Raw genomic sequence first — 20461 nt, 5'->3', positions numbered from 1 at the left:
ATGAAAGAATCTAGCGACCGTTCCAGAACAGCACCTGCGTGCCACTGTCACCAACGGACCTCAACCCACTCACTCCGAGGAGATTAGCCCACTTGTCATGATCGCGTTTCTCCGCGACGAAGAGAAGCGGTTGATTGCCGTCCCACAGAGCCTTGAGCTGGTTTTGATCCACGAAGCGATCGCGCCCAATTCCGAACTTGCGAACGATGAAATCCTGATTGGGGTTGCGGTTCAGCAAAACCACCGGGAGATCACAGTAAAAGAGGAGGCTGCTCGCGGTATCGATGTCGCCATCGAAGACGACGCGGGCCTTGGGAAATTGCGCAAGTTCATCCTCTAAAGTTCCGAGGGAGAAATAGGGAGCGACGATGGCCGTACCACTCAGGGCCCCGAGATCCAGGGATATGGCCACCGCGAGCACGGCAAGAAAACGCGCCTTCCCCTGCACAATGACCGCTGCCACGGCCGCAATGGCCGCTCCGCCCACGGCGAGAACGGCCGTAAGCCAAAGGCTTTTCCAGACCCCGGCGTCGAAATTGACCACGGTATTCCAGGCCGTGGAGCGTTCGCTCACACTGGCGGTGGACGACGCGCCGGTCAGTTTCGGAACTCCCCAGATACAAAAGACGGCTCCAGCCACGAGCACGGCAGCGAGGACTCCCACCGCCCAGCGGGGAATCCGCCCTTGCAAGCGGCTGGAGAAAATCAACGCCGCCGCGGGCCACATGGCCATGGCATAGTAATCCTGTCGCTGCCCGGTCAGGAGGACTGACGCCAGCACCAGGACGGCCCAGATCCAGACCAGCCGGGAGAGCGAAGAGGAGGTCGCCGGGGAATCTCGCCGGGCCGTGAGAGCAAGCAGGAGCCAGGGGAAAAACCACGCGACATGAAGCAGGAGAAACTGCCAGCGAGGAACGTTGGTGTAATCCGTCGCGGGAGCATGCGAGCCGACGATGTGGCCGATCTGTTCACCGTAGATGAGATTTCCCAGGTACCCGGGGAAGCGCCACTCGATGTAGGCATACCACGGCACGTTGATGACAAGGAAGATAAGCAAGCCCTGCCAGGAAAGGATGGGCAGATACCTGCGGCGCGCCTCTCGATCGAGCGCCATCAGGACAAGGACGATGGCCAGGGGATAGAGCAGGCCGTGCCAGCCTTTGACGAAGCTCGCCAGCGCGGCACAGACCCAGAAACCAAGGAACCAGCCGCGCCGCCCCGTATCGGCCCCGGTCACCGCGCAATAAAGGGCTCCGACAATGAAGGCCACGAACGTTGGCTCCGGCATGACAATGCGCCCGAGCGTGAACGTTCCCAAGCCCGTCAACATCACCGCCCCCGCGACAAAGCCCCGCCAGGAACCGCCTAGCCGTTCTCCCAGGAGAAATGTCAATACAGCGACCGCGCACCAGGAAAGCGCCCCGGGCAGGCGGGCGGCGAATTCGTTGACGCCAAAGACCTGCATCGAGCCGGCCATTGCCCAGTAGAGCAGAGGCGGCTTCACGAGACGCGGGATGTCGTTGTTCAGCGGGACGAGCCAGGAACCGCCCTCGGCCATGACCTTGGCGGCGCCGCCGTACTGCCCGTCGGTCTCGTTGTAAAGATTCCCCCACCCTCCGGTCAAAACCGTGAGGCCGAGAGCGAGGCCGACGAGGGCGCTGAGAAGCAGAGTCCGCGACGCGTTCACGCGGCAGGCATGACAAAATTCTCCGGGAAGCCCTCCGGCAGGCGGATGAGCTTGCCCGCCGGCATCTGGACGAGGGCAAGCGACTGCCGGCACTTCACGAGCAGGGTCGAGTCCGAGGGACGGACAATCTCAAACTCCACCCAAAACCGGGCGGGCGTCGTCTCCGCCAGCCAGCCATTGACGACCACGATATCGCCGAGCACGGCCGGGCGCTTGTAGTCGATCTCGGTGCGCACGACGACCGGGTGAATCTGGGTGCGCTTGATCTCCTCAAAGCTCATCCCCATGTTCATGGCGAGCAGCGTGCGCGCGGTCTCAATGAACCGCAGGTAAACGATATTGTGCACGACGCCCCCGGCGTCGGTGTCGAAATACATCACCCGGATATCCGTGGAGATGCGGCAGCGGTCCGAAACTTCCATCCGCCGGATATGCGCCGCCGAGGCGGCGCTCACAAGATCATTTCTTATCTGCCGTGAGTCCCAGAGCTTCCTTGAGCTGGCTCACCTGCTCTCCCACAGTAGGATCGGGGATGACGGCAAAGGCGGCCTCGAATTTTTCCAAAGCCTCCTTCTGCTTACCGGAATCGAGGAGAATCTTGGCTTCCTCACGCTGACGCGAGAAATCCCGGATACGCTCGCTCACGTAGGTCTGGAGCAGCCCGGCTACCCGCTTGGTTTCCGGGCCAACCACGGAAGAACGCGCCACCAGCGGATCGAGCAGTTCCTTGGCCTGGAGGAACTCCCGGGCAGGGAAAAGGGTCTGGAGTTTGCTGAAAGCCGATGAGATCGAGGTCAGGCTGATCGCCAGATCACTCTCATTGATCAGCACCGGGGCGGGCTTGGTGGCCAGGAAGACCTTCACATCACCATCGAGGCTGTTGATCTTGGGCAGCAACTCCGGCGAAGCGAGCGGCGGTATCGCGACATCGGTGACATTTTTCATCTGGTCGTCGAATTCCCTGGCCAGCGGCTCGGCGCGAGAGCGCAGCTGTTTGACCATATCCATGGAGGCATCCCATTTCTTGATAAAAGCCTGGCTGCGAGGGTCCTCCTCGGGCTTCAAGCTCTTGAGACGCTCCACCGCACCCTGAGCCTCGGAAAACGCAAGAGCATTGGAATCAAAGGACGCCAGGAGGGCCTGCCGGGATTCGGCTCGGAGGAGCTTGTCGTATGTTTCGGAAAGCTCAGTGACCAGCGTCTTGGCGCTGGCGCTCGTCGCCGCCATGTCCTGAAGGCCGACGAAACGCGGATCGGTATGAAGGTCGAAACTGCTGGTAGGCTGCGCGCGTGCGATATCGGAGCGGAGCTGGCCGCCGAGGCCACGAACCTGCCCTGCAATGTAGCTCTCACGGGACACCCAGCTTCCATCGATTTTCACATTTCCCGCATCGTACTGGGCGAGTTCCTTGTTCAAGGCTTTGACCGAGGGGTCGAGGTACGTTCGGGTCGAGGGATAATCTGCAATGGTGGACTTCAAATCTGCCGCGGCACTGGCGAGGGTCTCACGATCACTCGCTGAGATGATGCGCGAATACACGGTGACATCGGGATAGACGATCAGCTTGACGATCCGCGAGGCCGGTACCTGCCGCTTATCACCCTGCTTGGTCTTGAGCTCATAATACCCGGCTCCAGAAGCGCCCTCGGGCGTGCGGTCTACGTAGCCGACAAACTCCGATACGGTAGCCTCTGTCGGCTTGGACCAGGGCTGGGGTTTGACGAGAGCAATCCCGGGGCGGGAATCAGTCGTCTGTGCCGGACTATTCGGAACGAAGAAGGCTAGACAACAGAAAAGGAACGCAATGCGCGCCAAAGATGAGGTCGGGGAGGTTAGCATCGAAAGCGAGTTACAATAGCGTTCGCCCGACGGCGGGCAATCGCGGAATTCGCACCCTGTTCCCTCGGTCAGGGCAAAGCCTTACGGTGTTTACCTGATCTCGACCAGCGTCCCAACCGGTATATCGGCGAAGAGTTTGCGGGCGACCTCCTCAGGCAACCGAATGCAACCGTGAGAGGCGGGATAACCTGGCAAGTAGCCCGCATGCAGCCCAAAATCACCGCAGGAAAGCCGCAAAAAATACGGCATTTTCGCGTGGTAGAGCGTGGATTTCCAGGTCCGGTACTTATCGGTGACCACAAAACGCCCGGTGGGAGTAGGACGCGAGGGGCGACCGGAGGAGATATCTGTCACGAGCACGACGTCGTCACCCCGCCAGACAGAAGCCCGCTGCGCGGAAAGATCGACGGAAATGCGAGTACGCGCCGCCTCACTATCCGGAGCGATTCCCATGAGCATCTGCATGATGGTCACCTGCTGAGTCTTGCCCGCGAGCCAGAGAGCAAAGGTCTTGTGCCGTTTCGTCATCCTCCAGGGGTCTGCTCCAGCCTGAAGGAGTATCCTGACAAACACCTCATTCCGAGTGAGGGTAGCCAGCATGAGAGCGGTCACGCCCTGCTCGCTGCCTGCATAGTAGGCCGTGAGTTCATCGGAAAACTGGCGAACGAACTCCCTCGGGACCGGGGCAGGCAACGTCGTATTGGGATCGAGTCCCTCATTCAGGAGACGGCAAAACGTGGCCTTGTCGTCCCGGGCGATGGCGGAGAAGAACTCCATGGCAAGCGCGTGTTGTCGGGCTTCCTCTGCACGCCGCAGGTCCTCGATCTGGCTAAGGATGGTATCCGTCCCCGGAACAATCGGGCCCATCGTCGTAACCACCGGAACCGGCAGAGTGGCGAGGGCGAGCACCGGCTCCTCGGACCAGCCGGGAAACAGCGAAACCAGAGTGCATCCAAGAGGAAGCAACAGAAAGCGAAGGCCTGGAGTACCGAAGTGCATTCCGTTCCCGTGATTCGCGCAATCCGTTTTGCTCCCGGAGGGAGATTTCGTCAAGTTGGCGGTGCAAAGCGCAAGTTTTTCGCGTAGGGAAAGGACGTGGCTGTTTCGGAATATCAACTCGTTTCCAAGGATCTGTCCCGTTCGTTTCGGATGGGCCGGACCAACCTGAATGTCCTGCGAGGCATCTCGATCGGAGTGCAGAAGGGGGAAACCGTTTTCCTCTGCGGCGCCTCGGGCGCTGGAAAAACCACCCTCCTCTATACCCTGGCCGGGCTGGAACGCCCAGAGGGCGGCACGGTGACCTTTGAAGGACAGGATCTTTATTCCCTCGGATCGGACCGACTGGCGCGGGTCCGCAACAAGAGCATGGGTTTCATTTTCCAATCCTACTACCTGCTGCCTGAGCTGACGGCGCTGGAGAATGTAAAAATCCCCGGAATGCTCGCTGGCAAGGTAAACTCCGAACTGGCCGAGGCGTTGCTCGAGCGTGTGGGACTGAAGGAACGCATGAATCACCTCCCCTCCGAACTGAGCGGCGGCGAGCAGCAGCGCGTTGCCATCGCGAGGTCCCTCGTCAATGATCCGACGATCCTTTTTGCGGATGAACCTACGGGCAATCTCGACAAGAACACGGGTGAATCGATCATCGAGCTCCTCCTAGGCGTGGCGCGGGACGACAAGCGCACACTGGTCGTCGTGACCCACGATGAAAACCTCGCCAAGCGAGGTGACCGACTCCTTCGCATCGAGGATGGCCTCCTGGCCAACTGACGCGATCCCCCTCGACAGTTTCAATGCTCCTTCCTCCGGTCCCCAGGTTCCTCGTTCGCTGGCTGCTGCGGCTTGCGATGCTCGTGATCTTTGTCGGTCTCCCGGCCACATTGATTTATGCCGATCGCGTCGGCATCGGCTTCGGGCTGAAGGAACAGGTCGAAAAGGCCCTGCGAGGAGACAATTTCAAAACGGTGATCGGCAAGCTGCGGTTCAATCCATTCCGCGGCCTGGTGGCGGAGGATGTCGTAGTCTCGGGCACTACTCCGGAAGGTCCCGATTTTGCCCATATCGATCGCCTGACAGTCTCGATCTCCATGAGCGATTTGATGAATCGCCAGGTCACCATCGACCACCTGGAACTCGACGGAACGGATGTCTCGGTCCCGCTTGAGCCGGGACCGAACCCGGTGCGGGTGGAACTGCGCAACGTGAACGGGCAGTTTGTCCTCATCGCGGACCAGATGCGGCTGAGCTATTTTGACTGTGAGTTTTTTGGCATCCGGCTCTCGCTGAACGGACTGGTACGTAACCCGGGAGCGTTTCATTTCGGGAACAACAACTCGCCAACCGCCGGGCAGGCGCATCGAGAACTCGCCGCAGACATCATCGACTCTCTCTCTAAACTGCGCTTCAGCGGAAGCCGTCCCGAGATCCGGCTCGAGATCTCCGGGGATCTCGCCGATCCATCGACCATTCGAGTTGCGCCTATCTCGATCCAGAGTGGTCCCATCATCGGTCCTACCTGGCGCATCGAGGGCATACAGGCGCAGGCCACTGTCGCAAACAAGATCCTGACCATTCCTCAATTGCAGATTCAAGGGACCGATGGCTCGCTCAACCTGAGCGGACGCCTGGAAAACGGGCAATTCGAGTTTGAGCTAGCGAGTTCGATGTCTCCCAAGCCCCTCATGGGCTTGTTTCCAAAGACATCCTTCGCACGGAATTTCATCTTTCAGGAAGCTCCACAGCTCACCGTTTCCGGGACGGTGGACATAACTACCCCGGCAGCGTCCTTTTTCACAGGTTCGGTCCGCGCCGGGAAGTTCACGCTCAAGGGAGCGAAGGTTGATACGCTGGCGGCGGATTTTGCATGGCGTAACGGGCAGGTCTTTGCACGGGATGTGCAGCTTTGGATGAATGGGGCGGAACTGGTCGCCGACGTGCTGTACAGCCCCGGCGATTTTCGCCTGCGCATGACGAACTCCATCCCCCCCACCCTGTTTGCGCCTCTTCTCGGGCCGAAAGAGCAGGAGTTTCTCAAGCAGATGGAGTTCAAGGACAATCCGTATGTCCAGATCGAGGTGCAAGGGACAAAACCCGACTTTGCGAGTGTTACCGGAACCGGCACGATGAAACTCGGTCGCACAGCCATGCGCGGCGCGTGGTTTGACTCCGCAGAGGCCAAGCTGGAGATCGCAAACCGGGCGGTGTCCTACAAGGATTTCACGATCAAGGGACGCGGGGGGACGGGAACAGGCAATTTCGTCTATGATTTCGGCGGACAGCAGGTGCGTCTCCAGAATATCAACTCGTCGCTCTTCCCGGTCGATGTGCTGATGTGGGCCGATCCGAAGATCGCCGAGGCGCTGAAGCCATACCGTTTCACCAAGGCTCCGAAGGTCCAGGGCGGCGGAGTCATTTCCCTCAAGGATCCAAGCGGCAACAATCTCGCGCTCAAGCTGCAGGCGGATGGCTTCGACTACGATCTACTGGCCCGCACGCTGCGCTTTGGCCGCACGACAGGGACAGTCAATGTGGTGGGCAGCAAGGTGCTGGTAAAGATCGGCAGTGCCAAGCTGATGGACGGAGAGGCCGCCCTGGACGCCAACGTCTCAACTGCACCCAACGATCCCACGGTAACCGCCAGTGTCACCGTAAAGCGGGTCGATTTTGCCAAGCTGACGAAACTTTACTTTAACTACGACACCTCCCAGGGCGTAGCATCGGGTACGTACAAATTCACCATGCGAGGAGGGCTGGCCGAGACGATGAAAGGGGAAGGCTCGATCCGGGTGGAGGATGGAAAGGTCTTTGCCATCCCGTTCCTGGGACCGTTTTCGGACATCCTGGACAAGATCATCCCTGGCAGCGGCTATGAAAGCGCGCATCTCGCGACGGCCGATTTCCGAATCAACGACGGCAAGATCATCACCGACAACCTGGTGATCCAGGGATTTGGCTTCAATCTCATCGGTAGCGGCGATATCGGCTTCCTCGTCGACAAGATGAACCTCTCGGTGCGCATCAATGCCAAAGGAGTGCCTGGCATCGTGTTGTTCCCGGTGAGCAAGCTCTTTGAGTATGTCTCGACGGGATCATTTGCTGATCCGCAATGGCGTCCCAAGATCATCCCGCGCTTCGACAGCGGAAATGCCGGGGACGCAACGAAAGAGCCGGAGACGTCAGGGACGCATCCGGCTCCTCAAAAAACCAACGGCGGCGACCATAGCAACGGTCGCCAGCGCTGAACTACTTCATCAGCAGAACCGCACGAGCACGCTTGATCTCACGGGTGATCTTGCGGTGAAGACGGGCGGACATACCGGTGACACGGCGAGGAATGATCTTGCCGCTTTCGGTAACGAAGCGCTTCAGGAGCTCAGGGTTCTTGTAATCGATCGCCTCCTCGGCAAGATCCGTGCGACGGCGCGGCATCGTGCGATTCGCGCGGCGGAAATTGGAGCGGCGTTTGGGCGTTTTCGGCTGCATGATGTGTTACTTGATTTCCCGATGCAGGGTGTGCCTGCGGAGATTCGGGTTGTACTTCTTCTTCTCGAGACGACCCGGGGTGCGGGGGCTCTTCTTGTTACGAGTGGTGACGTAGCGGGAAACGGGCTTGCCCTCCGCCTTGGCCTCGGTGCACTCGAGGGTGATGATTTCCTGTGGCATGGTGATTAGTCCTTGGTGTCGGTCGAGTTGTCTTCGTCTTCGCCGTCTCCTCCATCATCCTCGCCCAGACCGAATAGCGAGGTGACGGGCTGGCGCACGCGCTGGAAGCGGTTGCGCTTTTCGAGTTCCGCCTGGCACTCCACCGTATAACGGGTGAAGGGAAGAGCTTCAAGGCGGGCGTGAGGGATCGGCTTGCCCGACATCTCGCAGACGCCGTAGCTGCCGGCTTCGATGCGCTTGAGAGCTTCATCGATCTCGTAAAGGGAGTCCTGCTCCTGGGAAAGGAGGCTCAGGGCAAAGTCGCGGTCGTAGGCGTCGCTGCCAGCGTCGGCCTGGTGCATGCCGAAGGCGCTCGCCTCGCTGCCTTCCGCGCGGGAGCGGAGGCTGTCGCGGGCCACGCCCTGCATGGAATCGAGGAGCGTGTCCTTGAGAGCGAGAAGACGCTCGCGCTGCTTCTCGAGGAACACCGCTTCCTTGGACCCAGCGGCGGGTGCGGATTCTTTCTTGGCAGTCTGCTTCTTCGCAGCGTCAGCTCCTTCATCAGGAGTGCCTTCAGCTTTGGGGGATTTATTCTGCTTGCTCGCCATTTTGGGTTCGTTGAAAAGGGGCGAATATTTAGCCTCTCCCTTGGCACTGTGCAAGGGGATTCTTTGGGTTTTCAGCCCTATTTTGCGGACGGCAAACTTTCAATAAGTGGCAAGAAATCAACAATATTGGATGAGTCCCCCTCCCAAATGATGGTATCTTCTCTTTGGAGGCACCCATCATGGATCAGAAATCCCCCAAAAACCTCTTCCAACTCCCCTTCATTCCACCCCAGCCGGACATTGTCGTCATCGGCATCACACAGTTTGTCTTCCTGACGATCGGCATCCTGCTGCTGGGAGTGGCGCTGAAAGTCAGCAACCCGGATGATGTCACGCCAATGGCAGCCTTTTTGGTGCACCACGGGGTCTTGTTGCTGATGATTCCCCTGATCTGGACCGCATTGTCGGAACACGCCTATCGCATCGCCCCCAGGGGCTGGCGCTACGCTATTCGCGGCTCGGGTATCGTCCTCGCCGCGATCATCGGCCTCCTTTTCGGAATCTGCATCCTCGCAAACACCTAGACAGCAACATATTAAAAAATCGAGCCGCCTGAGAGCGTCTAGGATAATCCCGCCGCTATAGCGGTCGGGATCTATAGAGTCGTGGAGCGGACCGAAACTAGGTAACGGCGACCGACGGATCGGGCTTGCCCAAAAGGATTACCGAACTGCGCTCGGCAATCGTGAGCGTCTTCACTCCAGGCAGCAACACTTCCTGCCCCGGCTCGACGATGTCATCGGGCGACGGCAGGCTCGTATCCGCCACGCGGAACCATACGTAACCCTTGGGCAGCACCGGAAGAGTGAACTCCAGTGGCTTGTAGTACATGTTGAAGGCGCAATAAATGAAATGCGATGGCCCGCCGGCGGCGGCTCCATGGCGACCGCAGAGCATGAAAGCGATCGATCGACTGGGAAGCCCCCAATCCGGCTTCCACGGCAGGACACCGTGCCAGGAAATGTCCGGATACCCACTCCCGATGACATCCTTGCTGGTCAGAAACTCCGGCTGACGCAGGGCGGGATTGGCCTTGCGAAAGGCAATCATATTGCGAGTGAAACGATACAGCCCCTTGTTTTCCTCCGTGAGAGCCCAATCGAGCCAGTTCCAATCCTCGTCCTGGCAATAGGCGTTGTTATTGCCTCGCTGGGTGCGTCCGCTTTCATCCCCCATCCACAGCATGGGCACGCCCTGACTGACAAAGAGAAGCATGATGGCATTTTTCTGGAGCCGGAGGCGCAGGGCGTTGATCTCCTGATCGGTGGTCTCGCCTTCCACGCCGCAATTCCAGCTCCAGTTATCATTGGCGCCGTCGTTGTTGTTTTCGCCGTTATCGAGATTGTGCTTCTCGTTGTAGGAAAACAGGTCGCGCAGAGTGAAGCCGTCGTGGCAGGTGATGAAGTTGATCGAAGCCGTCGGCTTGCGCCCCGCCGCGGCGTACATGTCAGGCGATCCCATGATGCGCTGAACCATTTCTCCGACCACGCCGGGATCGCCCTTGATGAAGCGGCGGGCGGCGTCGCGGAACTTGCCGTTCCACTCCAGCCAGCGCCCGTAGGATGGGAAATTGCCCACTTGATAGAGGCCGCCAGCATCCCAGGCCTCGGCGATGAGGTCGCACTGGGCGAGCACCGGGTCGTAGGCGAGGGATTCCAGCAAAGGGGGATTCGACAGCGGGGCGCCGGTGGAGTCGCGACCGAGCACCGAGGCAAGGTCGAAGCGGAATCCGTCGATATGGTACTCCGCCGCCCAGTGACGGAGGCTGGCGATGACGAACCCACGGACGACGGGGTGATTGCAGTTCACAGTATTACCGCATCCCGTGTAATTGGCATACTTCCCGCTCGAGTCGAGCATGTAGTACGTCTTGTTATCAATGCCCCGGAAGGAATAGGTCGGGCCGTTTTCCCCGCCCTCGGCGGTGTGGTTAAAGACCACATCGAGGATGACTTTGATGCCGGCGGAGTGCAGGGCGCGGATGAGATCCTTCAGCTCCTCGACCTGGGTGCCGTGCTTTCCGGTGGCGGCGAATCCGGCTTTGGGAGCAAAAAAGGCCAGCGTGCTGTAGCCCCAGTAGTTGCAAAGCTGCTCGCCCGTGAGCGGATTGGTACGGGTATTCTCGAGTTCGTCGAACTCGAAGATCGGCATGAGTTCGACGGTATTGACTCCCAGATCCTTGAGGTAGGGAATCTTGTCCTTCATCGCGGCATAGGTGCCGGGATGTTGTACCTCTGCCGAGGGGTGCGCAGTGAATCCCCGCACGTGCATCTCGTAGATGACGAGCTCACTCTCGGGGCGCTTGATCGGGCGATCATGCTCCCAGTCAAAAGCCTCGAAGGGAATGCGTGCGCGGAAGGGGTGGGCGTCGCCATGCCGCGATTCCTGCTTCCAGACCTCACGGCCACTGATCTCGCGCGCATAGGGGTCGAGGAGAACGTTCTTCGGATCGAAATGCAGCCCCTCCCGCACATCGAAGATACCGTCGAACCGATAGCCGTACTCGAGATCCTCGTAGCTCAGATCAAAAACGATCATCGCCCAGACGTTGCCAAGGCGATACTCCGGCGGGAATGGGATCTCCGCGTAGGGTTGCGCCGATCCCTTTTCAAAAAGCACCAGCGTGCAGGATTTCGCGTAGGTCGAGAAGATCGAGAAATTCACGCCTCCGGGGACGTGGCTCGCTCCGAAAGGCAGCGGGTGTCCGTACCGTAGCCGGAAATCGGCGTGCGTGTGAGTGTGGTTAGGAATCATGACGGCGACAGCAAGAGACTGTTATAAGCAGAAAGCATGCGCAATCCGGGAAATTAGGATCAATTTCGCGAGATTATTTTGAAAGAGCTAACACCCGGCGCGCTTCCGAGGCGATTCGCCCTGGTGGAATCGCCTTGTACCAGTGGGATTTCTTCTTTGGACGCGGCTCGGCAAGCAGCCACGCCTGCCGGTCGCCGGATTGCCACGGTGCAAACATACCAGAATGCAGCCCGGAGAAGGCGACGATGCAGCGCTGGTTCAAAGCTGTGGCGAAATGAGCCGCAGCCGTGTCGACCGTGAACACAATTTCCGCCGCTGCGATCCACTCGAGAAAGGCGACGAGACTGGCGGGAATGAAGACAGTCGCCTGAGTAATGCCGGCCGAGTGCAACGCGGAGGCAAACTCCGCCAGTTGCGGCTTCTGGTCCTCGGAGCCGACCAGCAGCAAGGTACGCCCCTCCAACTCGGGCTGAAGCTCCGAGAAAGAAGCAACCCACTGATCCAGAGGGTAGACCTTGGATTTCTCGGTGATGGGGGCGCATATCCAGACCGGCTTCTCGGTCGGCACGATGCGCGCCCGGAGATGAGGCATGACATCAGAAACAGCCACGTCACGCCCTACGGTACGAGAAACCACCCGGCGAAACGCCTCGATCTCAAGCGGCACCCCACATGGTGTCTCGGGATACTCCACCAGCTCCGAACGAAAGACCCGTGTCAGGATGTTTTCCACTGTGCCCCTCACCTTCCTGCCCCGACAAAGGTGATTTTCCCAGGAAATGTAACGCCGGGCCGGGATCGAATAGAAAAGCGCGGTCTCGAGGTAGTTGCGCAGACCGCGCAGGCAGACCGCGAAGTCGACAGGATTGAAGCGCATCCGGAACCAGAGAGGCACACAGGCGAGGAGATTGCGCAGAAAAAGGTTGAGCACCTTGCGCTTGAGCGCGACCGGGAGCGGCCAGATCTCGGCGACGGGAAATTGCTCTCGGGCGAGAGGCACGAGCACCTCACGCACGCAGATAATGAGATTCTCTTCTCCGTACTCACGAGCCAGGGCGCGAATCGCACCGGTCGAGAGCACAAAGTCCCCGATGCCATCCGGTTTTAAAACAAAAACGCGCATTCCTGATGAGTCTCTGCGAACCGGCTCTCGCTCAAGCCAATTTCATTTTCGATTGGAATCTTGGCGAAGGTTGGGCGATTCAAGAGGTTCATATGAGGGGCTGTTATGTCGTATTTCACAAGCAACTTGGCGACCTACTCCTCCTGCAGCCTGCGATTGCGCGGCTTTTAGCCCACCATGGCGGCCCCGTTCGCCTGTTGACCCGCAGTGGCCACGAGGCGTTGGTCAATCTCATGCCGGATGTGGAGATGCACTCCGGACCGGCGCTCTCGCCCCGGCGTCACCTGTACTGCTACGATCCGGTGAATAAATCAGCCACGCGCTCCATTTTCACCCCAGCCCTGCACAAGACCTGCATCCTGCCTTCAGTTGAAGAACTCGGATGGTTTCACCGGCTTTTGTTCCGGCCCCTCATCGTTCCGGGACTGCACGACGAATACATCGCGGAATACTTCTGGAAAAACACGCCTGTACCGACGAGCTCGCCCTTTCCCATGCCACGTCTTAACCGCCCGCCGGCCGAGTGGAGAGTTGACGGGGTCCAGCCCGGCGGCTTCGTCCTCATCAATCCGACCTCGGGCTGGAGGCGCAAAAGCTGGGTGACAACTCGCTGGGCAGAGACGGTGAGGCATATCAAGGCGCGCTTGCAGCTCCCGATCCTGATGACCAGTTCCTCAACCGACTGGCAGATGGCGCAATGTGCCGAGATCGAAAAGCTCACAGGGGACCCCGTTTGCAGCCTGTCGAGCGGCACGACCCTCCGCAATTTCCTCTGGCTCTGCGCCAACGCCGCACTGGTCGTGACCGTCGACGGTGCTGCCGCCCATTTTGCATCGGCCTTTGGCACGCCGAGTCTCGCTCTCTTTGGCCCGACGAATATCGGCAACTGGCATCGGGCCACACCGATCAATGCCGCCATACAGGCTCCCATGGGAGAAGATGGTACGCGCCGGATGCGAGATCTCCAACTGGAGCCGGTGTTAGCGAGCATGGATCAACTGCTCGGCCACGGATAAAAATCCCAATCAACCGATTGCGGTCGGTCGCAAACACGGCCGATTATCGACCGCGGCCGATGCCGCCGTCAGCGGCAAAGAAACCTCGCCCATCCGCCCGAGAGGAGTAAACTACCGACCATGAGAACGCTCCCCCACATTCTCCTCGCGATGTTCCTGGCTGGAAGCATGCTGCACGCCGTCGATGCGCCAAGAGATCCGGACCAGGCCGCATCGGAGAACCTCAAGCAGGCAAAGCAGATGTACGAGGAGGCGAAGAACCACGCCGAGCAGGCGGCAAAATGCGCCAAGGAGGATGCCGACATCCTGAGTAAATACGCTCAGATGACTTTTGAGGAGGCCGAGTGGCTCCAGCGAAGCGGTGAAGCCTACGAGAAAAAACAGATCCGGCTCGCCGAACGTTACCTGCAAAAGGCCAGGGAACTCTGCGAAAAACGCGGCAAGCTAGGCGACAAGATCGCCGCCATCTATCAGAAGGAGTGCGAAAAACCATCACCAGACGCCGCTCCGCAAAAGAAGGACGATGCGCACGGCAAGGCCGAGCGGCTGGCCGAGATCGAAAAGAAGGAAGCCGAACTCGCCGCGGAAAAGAAGCTCATCCTGAACAAGGACTGATGCTCCATCGTCGCGCGCAGGCTTGATCTTTCAGACACCGGCGACCGAGCGCAGGCTGCCGAGGTTGTCCAGAATCTCGCGGATGGCAGCAGATTGATTGAGCGTGTAGAAGTGAATCCCCGCGACCGCGTGGTGCAATAGATCCACGCATTGCTCGGTGGCATAGTGAATACCGATACGCCGAACCACGTCGGGATCGCCATTCGCGCGACTCAGGTCTTTCAAGAGGCGAGCCGGGAACCGCGCCCCTCCAGCAAGCTCCGCCATGCGCCTCAGCCCGACTTCACTCGTAACCGGCATGATGCCAGCGATGACGGGGACGTGAATGCCGGAAAGCTCACACCTCGCTCGGAAATCGAGGAAATCCCGATTTTCAAAGAAGAGTTGCGTGCAGATATAGTCCGCCCCGGCGTCGACCTTGGCTTTGAGGTAATCCATTTCCAGCAGGCGATTGGGCGTGTCGGGATGCCCCTCGGGAAAGCCTGCAACGCCGATGCCGAATCCTCGAGAATCCTGGTGCCCCTGAAACTCTCGAATCGCTCGCACCAAATCCGCCGCGTGACGAAAATCTCCCGAAGACCGTCTTCCATCGCGCGGCAGATCTCCCCGCAGTGCCAGGATATTGCCAACTCCCGCCCGAGCATATCTCTCGAGGATACCGTCTATCTCCCGCCGGGAATGGTCGACGCAGGTCAGGTGAGGAACGGGGTTGAGTGTGGTCTCCCTGCCCAGTGTGACCACAAGGTCATAAGTCAATTCTCGTGTCGACCCGCCCGCGCCGCAGGTGACGCTCACAAAGTCTGGAGCGACCGCCTCCAACTGGACAATCGTCTCAAGGAGCGACTCCATGCTGCCAGGCGTGCGAGGCGGGAAGAACTCGAATGAGATGGTTGTCCTGCTGGCTGAGAAGATGTCCCGGATGTGCATTTCTTGATAGAGGGATGAGCCACCCGCTGGCTTCGGCGGGCGGCTTCTTGCAATCGAATCAGGCGTATACGCTTTCCCGGAACTCGGCGCGAAGTGCGCGGGCTGCCGCGATCATATGGCCGAGAGCAATGGTCACCTCGGGCCATCCGCGGGTTTTCAATCCACAATCGGGATTCACCCAGAGCTTATCGACCGGCAGAACGGCGACCGCCTTGCGCAGGAGAGACCGCATCTCTTCCGCCGATGGCACACGAGGAGAGTGAATATCCCACACACCAGGGCCAATCTCGTTCGGATAATCAAATGTCACAAAAGCTCCCAGCAGTTCCATGCTGGATCGCGAAGTTTCGATCGAAATGACATCCGCATCGAGCGCTGCAATGGTGTCAATGATGTCATTAAACTCGCAATAGCACATATGCGTGTGGATCTGAGTTTCATCCCTCACGCCGGAGGCCGAGATCCGGAATGCTTCAGACGACCAATCCAGATAAACCGCCCAGTCCGAACGCCTCAGGGGCAAGCCTTCACGTAGCGCAGGCTCATCAATCTGAATGATGCGAATGCCCGCCCGCTCAAGATCCTGCACCTCGTCGCGGATCGCCAATGCGATCTGCCGGGCCGTCTCTCTACGAGGCTGGTCGTCACGTACAAAGCTCCATTGCAGGATCGTAATCGGCCCCGTAAGCATCCCCTTCATGGGACGCTCAGTGAGCGACTGGGCATAGGTGGACCAGTCAACGGTCATTGCCCGAGGTCTCTGCACATCGCCAAAGATAACGGGCGGTTTGACACATCGGGAGCCGTAGCTTTGCACCCACCCGTTTGCGGTGAAAAGAAACCCATCCAGGCTTTCCCCGAAATACTCCACCATGTCATTGCGCTCAAACTCTCCATGCACCAGCACATCCAGTCCGACCTCCTCCTGAAAGCGCACACACTCGGCAGTCTTTTCCTTGAGAAAGGAGATATAATCGGCCTCTGAGACATCCCCCTTTTTGAACCGACGGCGGACGCTGCGAACTTCGCTCGTCTGAGGAAAAGAGCCGATCGTGGTCGTTGGAAACAATGGCAATCGCAGGGCCGACCGCTGCTTTTCGCGCCGGACCGAATATGACGATGCCCGACGACTGTCATCCGGGGTCACCGCCGACGAGCGGCGCTTGACCTCAGGCCGATGAACTCTCGCGCTACCCAGCCGCGATCGGATAGCAACCTGGTTATCATGCAGCGCCATGGCATTGCCATTTCCGCATGCCAGTTGCGAAAGCTCCGTTACCTCCGAGAGTTTCTCCTCGGCAAAGGCAAGCCACTCCCTGATCTCGGCGTCCATTGACTCCTCATTTCTCAGGGAAACCGGACAGTGCAGCAGCGAACAGGATGGCGCCACCATCATCCGGGCGGCGCCCAGCTTCTGGCGGGCTTTCTCAAGGAAGGCGCATGAGAGTTCGAAGTCGTTTTTCCAGATGTTGCGCCCGTCAACAACACCGAGGGATAAGGTAATATTCTCCGGCACGCGATCCAGAATCGAATCGAATTCGCTCCCGCCCCGAGTGAGATCAATGTGCAGAGCATCCACCGGCAGCCTGAAGGCCAGCGCCGCGTTATCCCTCAACTCGCCAAAATAGGTTGCGAGCATCAGCTTTAGAGATGGCGCGGCGCCTCTCAACGCCTGGAAGGCAGCAGGAAATGCCGCCTGCCAGTCCGCAGCCAGATCGAGAGCCAGGACAGGTTCATCGATCTGCACCCATTCCGCTCCCAGACCGGCAAGCCGCCGGAGGATTTCCTCATAAACCGGCAGCAGCCTGTCGAGGAGAGACAACCTGTCAAAACCCACCTCGTGGCTCTTGCCCAGATAAAGATAAGTCAGCGGGCCAATCAGCACCGGTTTGGTCCTGAAGCCGAGAGCGAGAGCCTCGGAGAATTCGTCAAACGGCTTCATTGCCCCCAACTGGAATGTCGTGGCGCGATGAAACTCCGGTACGATGTAGTGGTAGTTTGTGTCGAACCACTTGGTCATTTCGCTGGCGACCGCCGGAGTGTGCGCCCCGCAGGCGCAGCCGGCTCCACCCGAACCCCGGGCAATCTGAAACAGCAGAGGCAGATCCACCGCCGCGCCATCCCAGGCAAATCGGGCCGGAATGTTGCCAAGCAGGCAGCTCATGTCGAGCATCTGGTCATAGAAGCTAAAGTCATTGGAAGGGATGAGATCAATGCCCGACTGCTTCTGGAGCAGCCAATGCTGGCGGCGCAGTTCGGCTCCAGCACTTTTCAGTTCATCGAGAGAAAGGCTGCCGTTCCAGAAGGCTTCTGTGGCGCGCTTCAGTTCACGCCGCTCCCCGATCCGGGGAAAGCCAAGGTTGTGTGTCATGATGTTCTTGTCCACATCAGCAGTGTTGGCGGATGGGACGCCATTCTCATAACGCATTGTTTTTTTGTTCATCATTCATCCCATTTATGATGCTCTTTTTTACCATGCTCGAACTCCGCCACCTGAAAACCGTCGTCGCTCTCGCGGAAACTGGAAACCTCTCCAAAGCGGCGAAGCGGGTGAACCTGTCGCAGCCTGCCGTTTCCCACCAGATCAGGGGCATCGAGGAGCACTACGACATCGAGTTGTTCGAGCGGAAGAGCGACCCTCTCAAGCTCACAGCCGCGGGGCAGTTGCTGGTAGAGCTGGCCTACGAGGTGACCAAGCGCATCCAGAACGGCGAGCGCGACCTGGCCCGTATCGCGCAAGGTCAGGCCGGCGAACTGCGCATCGCGGTGGAGTGTCACTCCTGCTTCGACTGGCTGATGCCCTCGATGGATGCATTCCGCGAACACTGGCCGCAGGTGGAACTGGATCTCGTCTCCGGCTTCCACGCTGATCCGGTCGGACTGTTGGAGGAAGACCGAGCCGACCTGGTGATCGTTTCCCATGCCCAAAAGCGAACCGGCGTGAGTTTTCATCCGCTATTTTCCTATGATGTCCTAGCTCTGGTCTCCCGGCATCATCCCCTGGCCAGAAAACCCTATCTGACAGCCTCCGATTTCAAGCACGAGACGCTCGTGACCTATCCCATCCCGGATGATCGACTCGACCTCGTGCGTGAAGTTCTCAATCCGGCGAGGGTGAAGCCGGAACGCCGAAAAACAGAACTCACCGTGGCCATCCTGCAACTCGTGGCGAGCGGTCGCGGCGTGGGCGCGCTACCGGGCTGGACTGTACAGCCCTTCCTGGATCGCAAATACATCATTGGGAAACCGGTAGGGAAACGCGGGTTGCAAAGCAGGCTCTATGTGGCCACCAAGACCTCCGCCTCCTCACTCGCATATATGCAGGAGTTTATCCGCATCATGCGCGACGTAAGTTTCGCCACATTGAAAGGGATCAGGGAAATCCCATCTACGGCGGCGAAGAGCTAGCGAGGTAGAGAATTGCCCTGCTTGCGCGAGAACCGCCGCACCAGCAGAAAGCCCGCTGCAGCGACAAGAAGCGCCATCAGCGTTGACGGTTCCGGCACCACCATCGCCACCCCGGGATTACCCAGAGTTCCACTCGCGCTATAGGACCTGAGGACCATTGAACCATCGGACGCGTTGCCAGAGATCAACCCGGTGAGGCTCGTCAGCGTTGTTCCGCTCAAGAGGTTAAAAAGAATATTTCCCTCGGGGGTGGCGGATCCAATGAAGGAAAAGCTCTCCGCTTCGCTGCCGACCGGCCCGGCTCCTGTGCCCCAGAAATATCCGTTCTGATAACTCGTCACGCTGAAGCTCCCAGATCCCCCCTCGCCGAACAGTGCATTATTCTGCATCGACCAGGTCGTTCCCTGCATCCAGTTCCACTCCGGAGAGCGGAGTTGGGATGGGGACACCTCAAGGGGCGGTAGAGGCGTGGTACCCGGAGTGTACGGGGCCATATAGGCCCAGTGAGTCACGTACGAGGACCCACCCGAGATCATCTGCATCTCGAAATAGGTGGTACCCTCCACAGTGCGCAGTTGGCCGATGCCTATGGTGGTCGGCGTACCTGCGCTTGAGAAGAGGATGCGCACCTGACCGCTGTCGGTCACGACGCCGTTCATGGAGTTCGATGACGTAAAGGTCGTTGACCCGATCTTGAACTCCGCAGCCGATGTGCCAGTGAACTGACCATTCACCACCGCCCCCAGCGACCATATGGTCTGGTCTGCGATGGGAATCGCGTCGGAGAGATCAGATCCCGAGGCGGAGTATGCCAGCATGTTCTGGGTCGGGACATACCATCGTGTGTTGCTAAAAGCCGAATCCCACTGGCTCGACTGGGAATGCGCCTGGGATAAAGTGCAAATAGTTAAGGCCACTCCAGCCAGCACGCGCGATCCCTTCGGCAACCAACCTCGTAGGATACAGGCGAGATCCTTTGAAATAGAGCGGGGGAAAATCATAATATGGCGATTATATCACTCCCCGGGAAAAGTCATCACCCGCGTCACGTCGTTCTGAAAAAAAACTCAGGGCCAGCCCTGAATATCCCAGGCCTCCATATGAGCGTATGCTGGCACCTCTCATGAGTGCTGAAATACGAACACGGTATGGAGTGTTGGTGGTCGATGATCATCCGCTGTTTCGTAAGGGGATCATCAGTATCATTGATGAATCGGAACACTTTGAGGTGATCGGCGATGCCGGGGACGGCAAAGATGGGTTAACCCATATGCGCCAGAAAAATCCGGATCTGATCATCCTCGATATTTCCATGCCCGGCCACAATGGAGTGGAGCTTTTGAAAATGATGAAGGCAGAGCGCCCCCATACCCCCATCCTCGTACTGACTGTACACGACGAGGTAATCTACGCGGTGCGAGCCTTGAAAGCCGGCGCACGCGGCTACATCCTGAAGGGAGAATCCGGGGACGAGATCCTGACGGGCATGAGCGCCATCATGCGAGGCGAGTTGTTCCTAAGCCATCAGATCAAGCATCGGATCATCTTTCAGGCCATAGAGGCCCTGGATGCGGGCCAGGATTTCCTCCTTCAGAAGCTGACCCGCCGGGAACGAGAGGTATTCGACCTTCTAGGAGACGGCCTGAATTCCGCTGACATCGCGGATTGGCTGAAACTCAGCACCAAGACCGTGGATACGCATCGGCTTCACATCAGGGAAAAACTACTCTGCAAGAACGCAGCCGAGGTCGCTGAATTTGCCGCCCAATGGAAGCTCTATTCCGAGCAGGAGGTCACTCCCGACACGAAGAATAGCACCCCTGCGCTGGCGCCCTGAAGCTGC

Annotated in this window: 19 protein-coding genes; 7 read left to right on the top strand and 12 right to left on the bottom strand. The window is 58.9% G+C overall.

Going from position 1 to position 20461, the window contains the following annotated elements; all coding sequences use genetic code 11:
• Positions 1–10 precede the first annotated feature (10 nt).
• The 4 genes from TSACC_RS09695 to TSACC_RS09680 all read right to left on the bottom strand — a co-directional run bounded on the left by TSACC_RS09695 (position 11) and on the right by TSACC_RS09680 (position 4492).
• Positions 11–1687 (bottom strand): ArnT family glycosyltransferase, encoded by a 1677-nt coding sequence (locus tag TSACC_RS09695; protein ID WP_075079111.1) that lies wholly within the window; start codon positions 1685–1687, stop codon positions 11–13.
• Complete coding sequence (locus TSACC_RS09690) at positions 1684–2142, bottom strand: acyl-CoA thioesterase (protein ID WP_237763934.1); 459 nt, start codon at positions 2140–2142, stop codon at positions 1684–1686. Before TSACC_RS09690 ends, TSACC_RS09695 begins: the two co-directional genes overlap by 4 nt.
• Positions 2143–2146: 4 nt before the next feature.
• Complete coding sequence (locus tag TSACC_RS09685) at positions 2147–3526, bottom strand: hypothetical protein (protein WP_075079110.1); 1380 nt, start codon at positions 3524–3526, stop codon at positions 2147–2149.
• Between the two features lie 90 nt (positions 3527–3616).
• Positions 3617–4492 (bottom strand): L,D-transpeptidase family protein, encoded by an 876-nt coding sequence (locus TSACC_RS09680; protein ID WP_169809598.1) that lies wholly within the window; start codon positions 4490–4492, stop codon positions 3617–3619.
• Positions 4493–4621: 129 nt separating this feature from the next.
• Between TSACC_RS09680 and TSACC_RS09675 the strand changes: the two genes are divergently transcribed.
• Positions 4622–5296, top strand: coding sequence for an ABC transporter ATP-binding protein (locus TSACC_RS09675; RefSeq protein ID WP_237763933.1), 675 nt, complete (start codon positions 4622–4624; stop codon positions 5294–5296).
• A 23-nt stretch (positions 5297–5319) separates the two neighbouring features.
• On the top strand, positions 5320–7767 hold the full coding sequence (locus TSACC_RS09670; RefSeq protein WP_075079108.1) for an AsmA-like C-terminal region-containing protein: 2448 nt from the start codon (positions 5320–5322) through the stop codon (positions 7765–7767).
• A gap of 1 nt (position 7768) precedes the next feature.
• Here the strand turns inward: TSACC_RS09670 and rpsR are convergent, their stop codons facing one another.
• From rpsR to TSACC_RS09655, 3 genes are read right to left on the bottom strand one after another with little or no spacing between them, the layout of a single operon-like run.
• On the bottom strand, positions 7769–8008 hold the full coding sequence (rpsR, locus tag TSACC_RS09665) for a 30S ribosomal protein S18 (protein WP_075079107.1): 240 nt from the start codon (positions 8006–8008) through the stop codon (positions 7769–7771).
• 6 nt (positions 8009–8014) lie between these two features.
• Complete coding sequence (gene rpmG, locus TSACC_RS09660; RefSeq protein WP_075079106.1) at positions 8015–8188, bottom strand: 50S ribosomal protein L33; 174 nt, start codon at positions 8186–8188, stop codon at positions 8015–8017.
• Between the two features lie 5 nt (positions 8189–8193).
• Positions 8194–8775 (bottom strand): TraR/DksA family transcriptional regulator, encoded by a 582-nt coding sequence (locus TSACC_RS09655; RefSeq protein WP_084400606.1) that lies wholly within the window; start codon positions 8773–8775, stop codon positions 8194–8196.
• Positions 8776–8954: 179 nt separating this feature from the next.
• Between TSACC_RS09655 and TSACC_RS09650 the strand changes: the two genes are divergently transcribed.
• The gene (locus TSACC_RS09650; protein WP_075079104.1) at positions 8955–9299 is read left to right on the top strand and encodes a hypothetical protein; all 345 of its coding nucleotides are present in this window, start codon (positions 8955–8957) and stop codon (positions 9297–9299) included.
• A 97-nt stretch (positions 9300–9396) separates the two neighbouring features.
• Here the strand turns inward: TSACC_RS09650 and glgX are convergent, their stop codons facing one another.
• Together glgX and TSACC_RS09640 are read right to left on the bottom strand one after the other, a co-directional pair.
• On the bottom strand, positions 9397–11529 hold the full coding sequence (gene glgX / locus TSACC_RS09645; protein WP_075079103.1) for a glycogen debranching protein GlgX: 2133 nt from the start codon (positions 11527–11529) through the stop codon (positions 9397–9399).
• A gap of 73 nt (positions 11530–11602) precedes the next feature.
• On the bottom strand, positions 11603–12652 hold the full coding sequence (locus TSACC_RS09640; protein ID WP_075079102.1) for a glycosyltransferase family 9 protein: 1050 nt from the start codon (positions 12650–12652) through the stop codon (positions 11603–11605).
• A 5-nt stretch (positions 12653–12657) separates the two neighbouring features.
• On the opposite strand from TSACC_RS09640, the gene TSACC_RS09635 reads away from it, so the two are divergent.
• Together TSACC_RS09635 and TSACC_RS09630 are read left to right on the top strand one after the other, a co-directional pair.
• Positions 12658–13668: a glycosyltransferase family 9 protein gene (locus TSACC_RS09635; protein ID WP_075079101.1), complete on the top strand. Its 1011-nt coding sequence runs from the start codon at positions 12658–12660 to the stop codon at positions 13666–13668.
• Positions 13669–13788: 120 nt separating this feature from the next.
• Positions 13789–14283, top strand: coding sequence for a hypothetical protein (locus TSACC_RS09630; RefSeq protein ID WP_153811372.1), 495 nt, complete (start codon positions 13789–13791; stop codon positions 14281–14283).
• Between the two features lie 30 nt (positions 14284–14313).
• Here TSACC_RS09630 and metF read toward each other — a convergent pair whose 3' ends face one another.
• Together metF and metE are read right to left on the bottom strand one after the other, a co-directional pair.
• Positions 14314–15210 carry a methylenetetrahydrofolate reductase [NAD(P)H] gene (gene metF, locus TSACC_RS09625; RefSeq protein ID WP_075079099.1) on the bottom strand — a complete coding sequence of 299 codons (897 nt, stop codon included), beginning with the start codon at positions 15208–15210 and terminating at the stop codon, positions 14314–14316.
• Between the two features lie 58 nt (positions 15211–15268).
• Positions 15269–17638 carry a 5-methyltetrahydropteroyltriglutamate--homocysteine S-methyltransferase gene (gene metE, locus TSACC_RS09620; protein WP_202815998.1) on the bottom strand — a complete coding sequence of 790 codons (2370 nt, stop codon included), beginning with the start codon at positions 17636–17638 and terminating at the stop codon, positions 15269–15271.
• 29 nt (positions 17639–17667) lie between these two features.
• Here metE and TSACC_RS09615 point away from each other — a divergent pair, with 29 nt between their 5' ends.
• The gene (locus tag TSACC_RS09615) at positions 17668–18618 is read left to right on the top strand and encodes a LysR family transcriptional regulator (protein WP_202815943.1); all 951 of its coding nucleotides are present in this window, start codon (positions 17668–17670) and stop codon (positions 18616–18618) included.
• Here the strand turns inward: TSACC_RS09615 and TSACC_RS09610 are convergent.
• On the bottom strand, positions 18615–19436 hold the full coding sequence (locus TSACC_RS09610) for a PEP-CTERM sorting domain-containing protein (RefSeq protein ID WP_075079098.1): 822 nt from the start codon (positions 19434–19436) through the stop codon (positions 18615–18617). The genes TSACC_RS09615 and TSACC_RS09610 overlap by 4 nt on opposite strands.
• A 305-nt stretch (positions 19437–19741) precedes the next feature.
• Between TSACC_RS09610 and TSACC_RS09605 the strand changes: the two genes are divergently transcribed.
• Positions 19742–20455, top strand: a complete 714-nt coding sequence (locus TSACC_RS09605) for a response regulator (protein ID WP_075080657.1) — start codon at positions 19742–19744, stop codon at positions 20453–20455.
• The last annotated feature ends 6 nt before the right edge of the window (positions 20456–20461 follow it).

The sequence above is a fragment of the Terrimicrobium sacchariphilum genome (assembly GCF_001613545.1).
Taxonomy (GTDB): Bacteria; Verrucomicrobiota; Verrucomicrobiia; order Chthoniobacterales; family Terrimicrobiaceae; genus Terrimicrobium; species Terrimicrobium sacchariphilum.
This window is presented reverse-complemented; position numbering and strand designations above follow the sequence as displayed.

Coding starts and splice junctions, on each gene's coding strand:
- TSACC_RS09610 (WP_075079098.1), bottom strand. CDS start 19,436: ATGCTGGCATACTCCGCCTCGGGATCTGATCTCTCCGACGCGATTCCC.
- glgX (WP_075079103.1), bottom strand. CDS start 11,529: ATGATTCCTAACCACACTCACACGCACGCCGATTTCCGGCTACGGTAC.
- TSACC_RS09650 (WP_075079104.1), top strand. CDS start 8,955: ATGGATCAGAAATCCCCCAAAAACCTCTTCCAACTCCCCTTCATTCCA.
- TSACC_RS09605 (WP_075080657.1), top strand. CDS start 19,742: ATGAGTGCTGAAATACGAACACGGTATGGAGTGTTGGTGGTCGATGAT.
- rpsR (WP_075079107.1), bottom strand. CDS start 8,008: ATGCAGCCGAAAACGCCCAAACGCCGCTCCAATTTCCGCCGCGCGAAT.
- metF (WP_075079099.1), bottom strand. CDS start 15,210: ATGCACATCCGGGACATCTTCTCAGCCAGCAGGACAACCATCTCATTC.
- TSACC_RS09655 (WP_084400606.1), bottom strand. CDS start 8,775: ATGGCGAGCAAGCAGAATAAATCCCCCAAAGCTGAAGGCACTCCTGAT.
- TSACC_RS09670 (WP_075079108.1), top strand. CDS start 5,320: ATGCTCCTTCCTCCGGTCCCCAGGTTCCTCGTTCGCTGGCTGCTGCGG.
- TSACC_RS09615 (WP_202815943.1), top strand. CDS start 17,668: ATGATGCTCTTTTTTACCATGCTCGAACTCCGCCACCTGAAAACCGTC.
- TSACC_RS09630 (WP_153811372.1), top strand. CDS start 13,789: ATGAGAACGCTCCCCCACATTCTCCTCGCGATGTTCCTGGCTGGAAGC.
- TSACC_RS09635 (WP_075079101.1), top strand. CDS start 12,658: ATGAGTCTCTGCGAACCGGCTCTCGCTCAAGCCAATTTCATTTTCGAT.
- rpmG (WP_075079106.1), bottom strand. CDS start 8,188: ATGCCACAGGAAATCATCACCCTCGAGTGCACCGAGGCCAAGGCGGAG.
- metE (WP_202815998.1), bottom strand. CDS start 17,638: ATGCGTTATGAGAATGGCGTCCCATCCGCCAACACTGCTGATGTGGAC.
- TSACC_RS09685 (WP_075079110.1), bottom strand. CDS start 3,526: ATGCTAACCTCCCCGACCTCATCTTTGGCGCGCATTGCGTTCCTTTTC.
- TSACC_RS09640 (WP_075079102.1), bottom strand. CDS start 12,652: ATGCGCGTTTTTGTTTTAAAACCGGATGGCATCGGGGACTTTGTGCTC.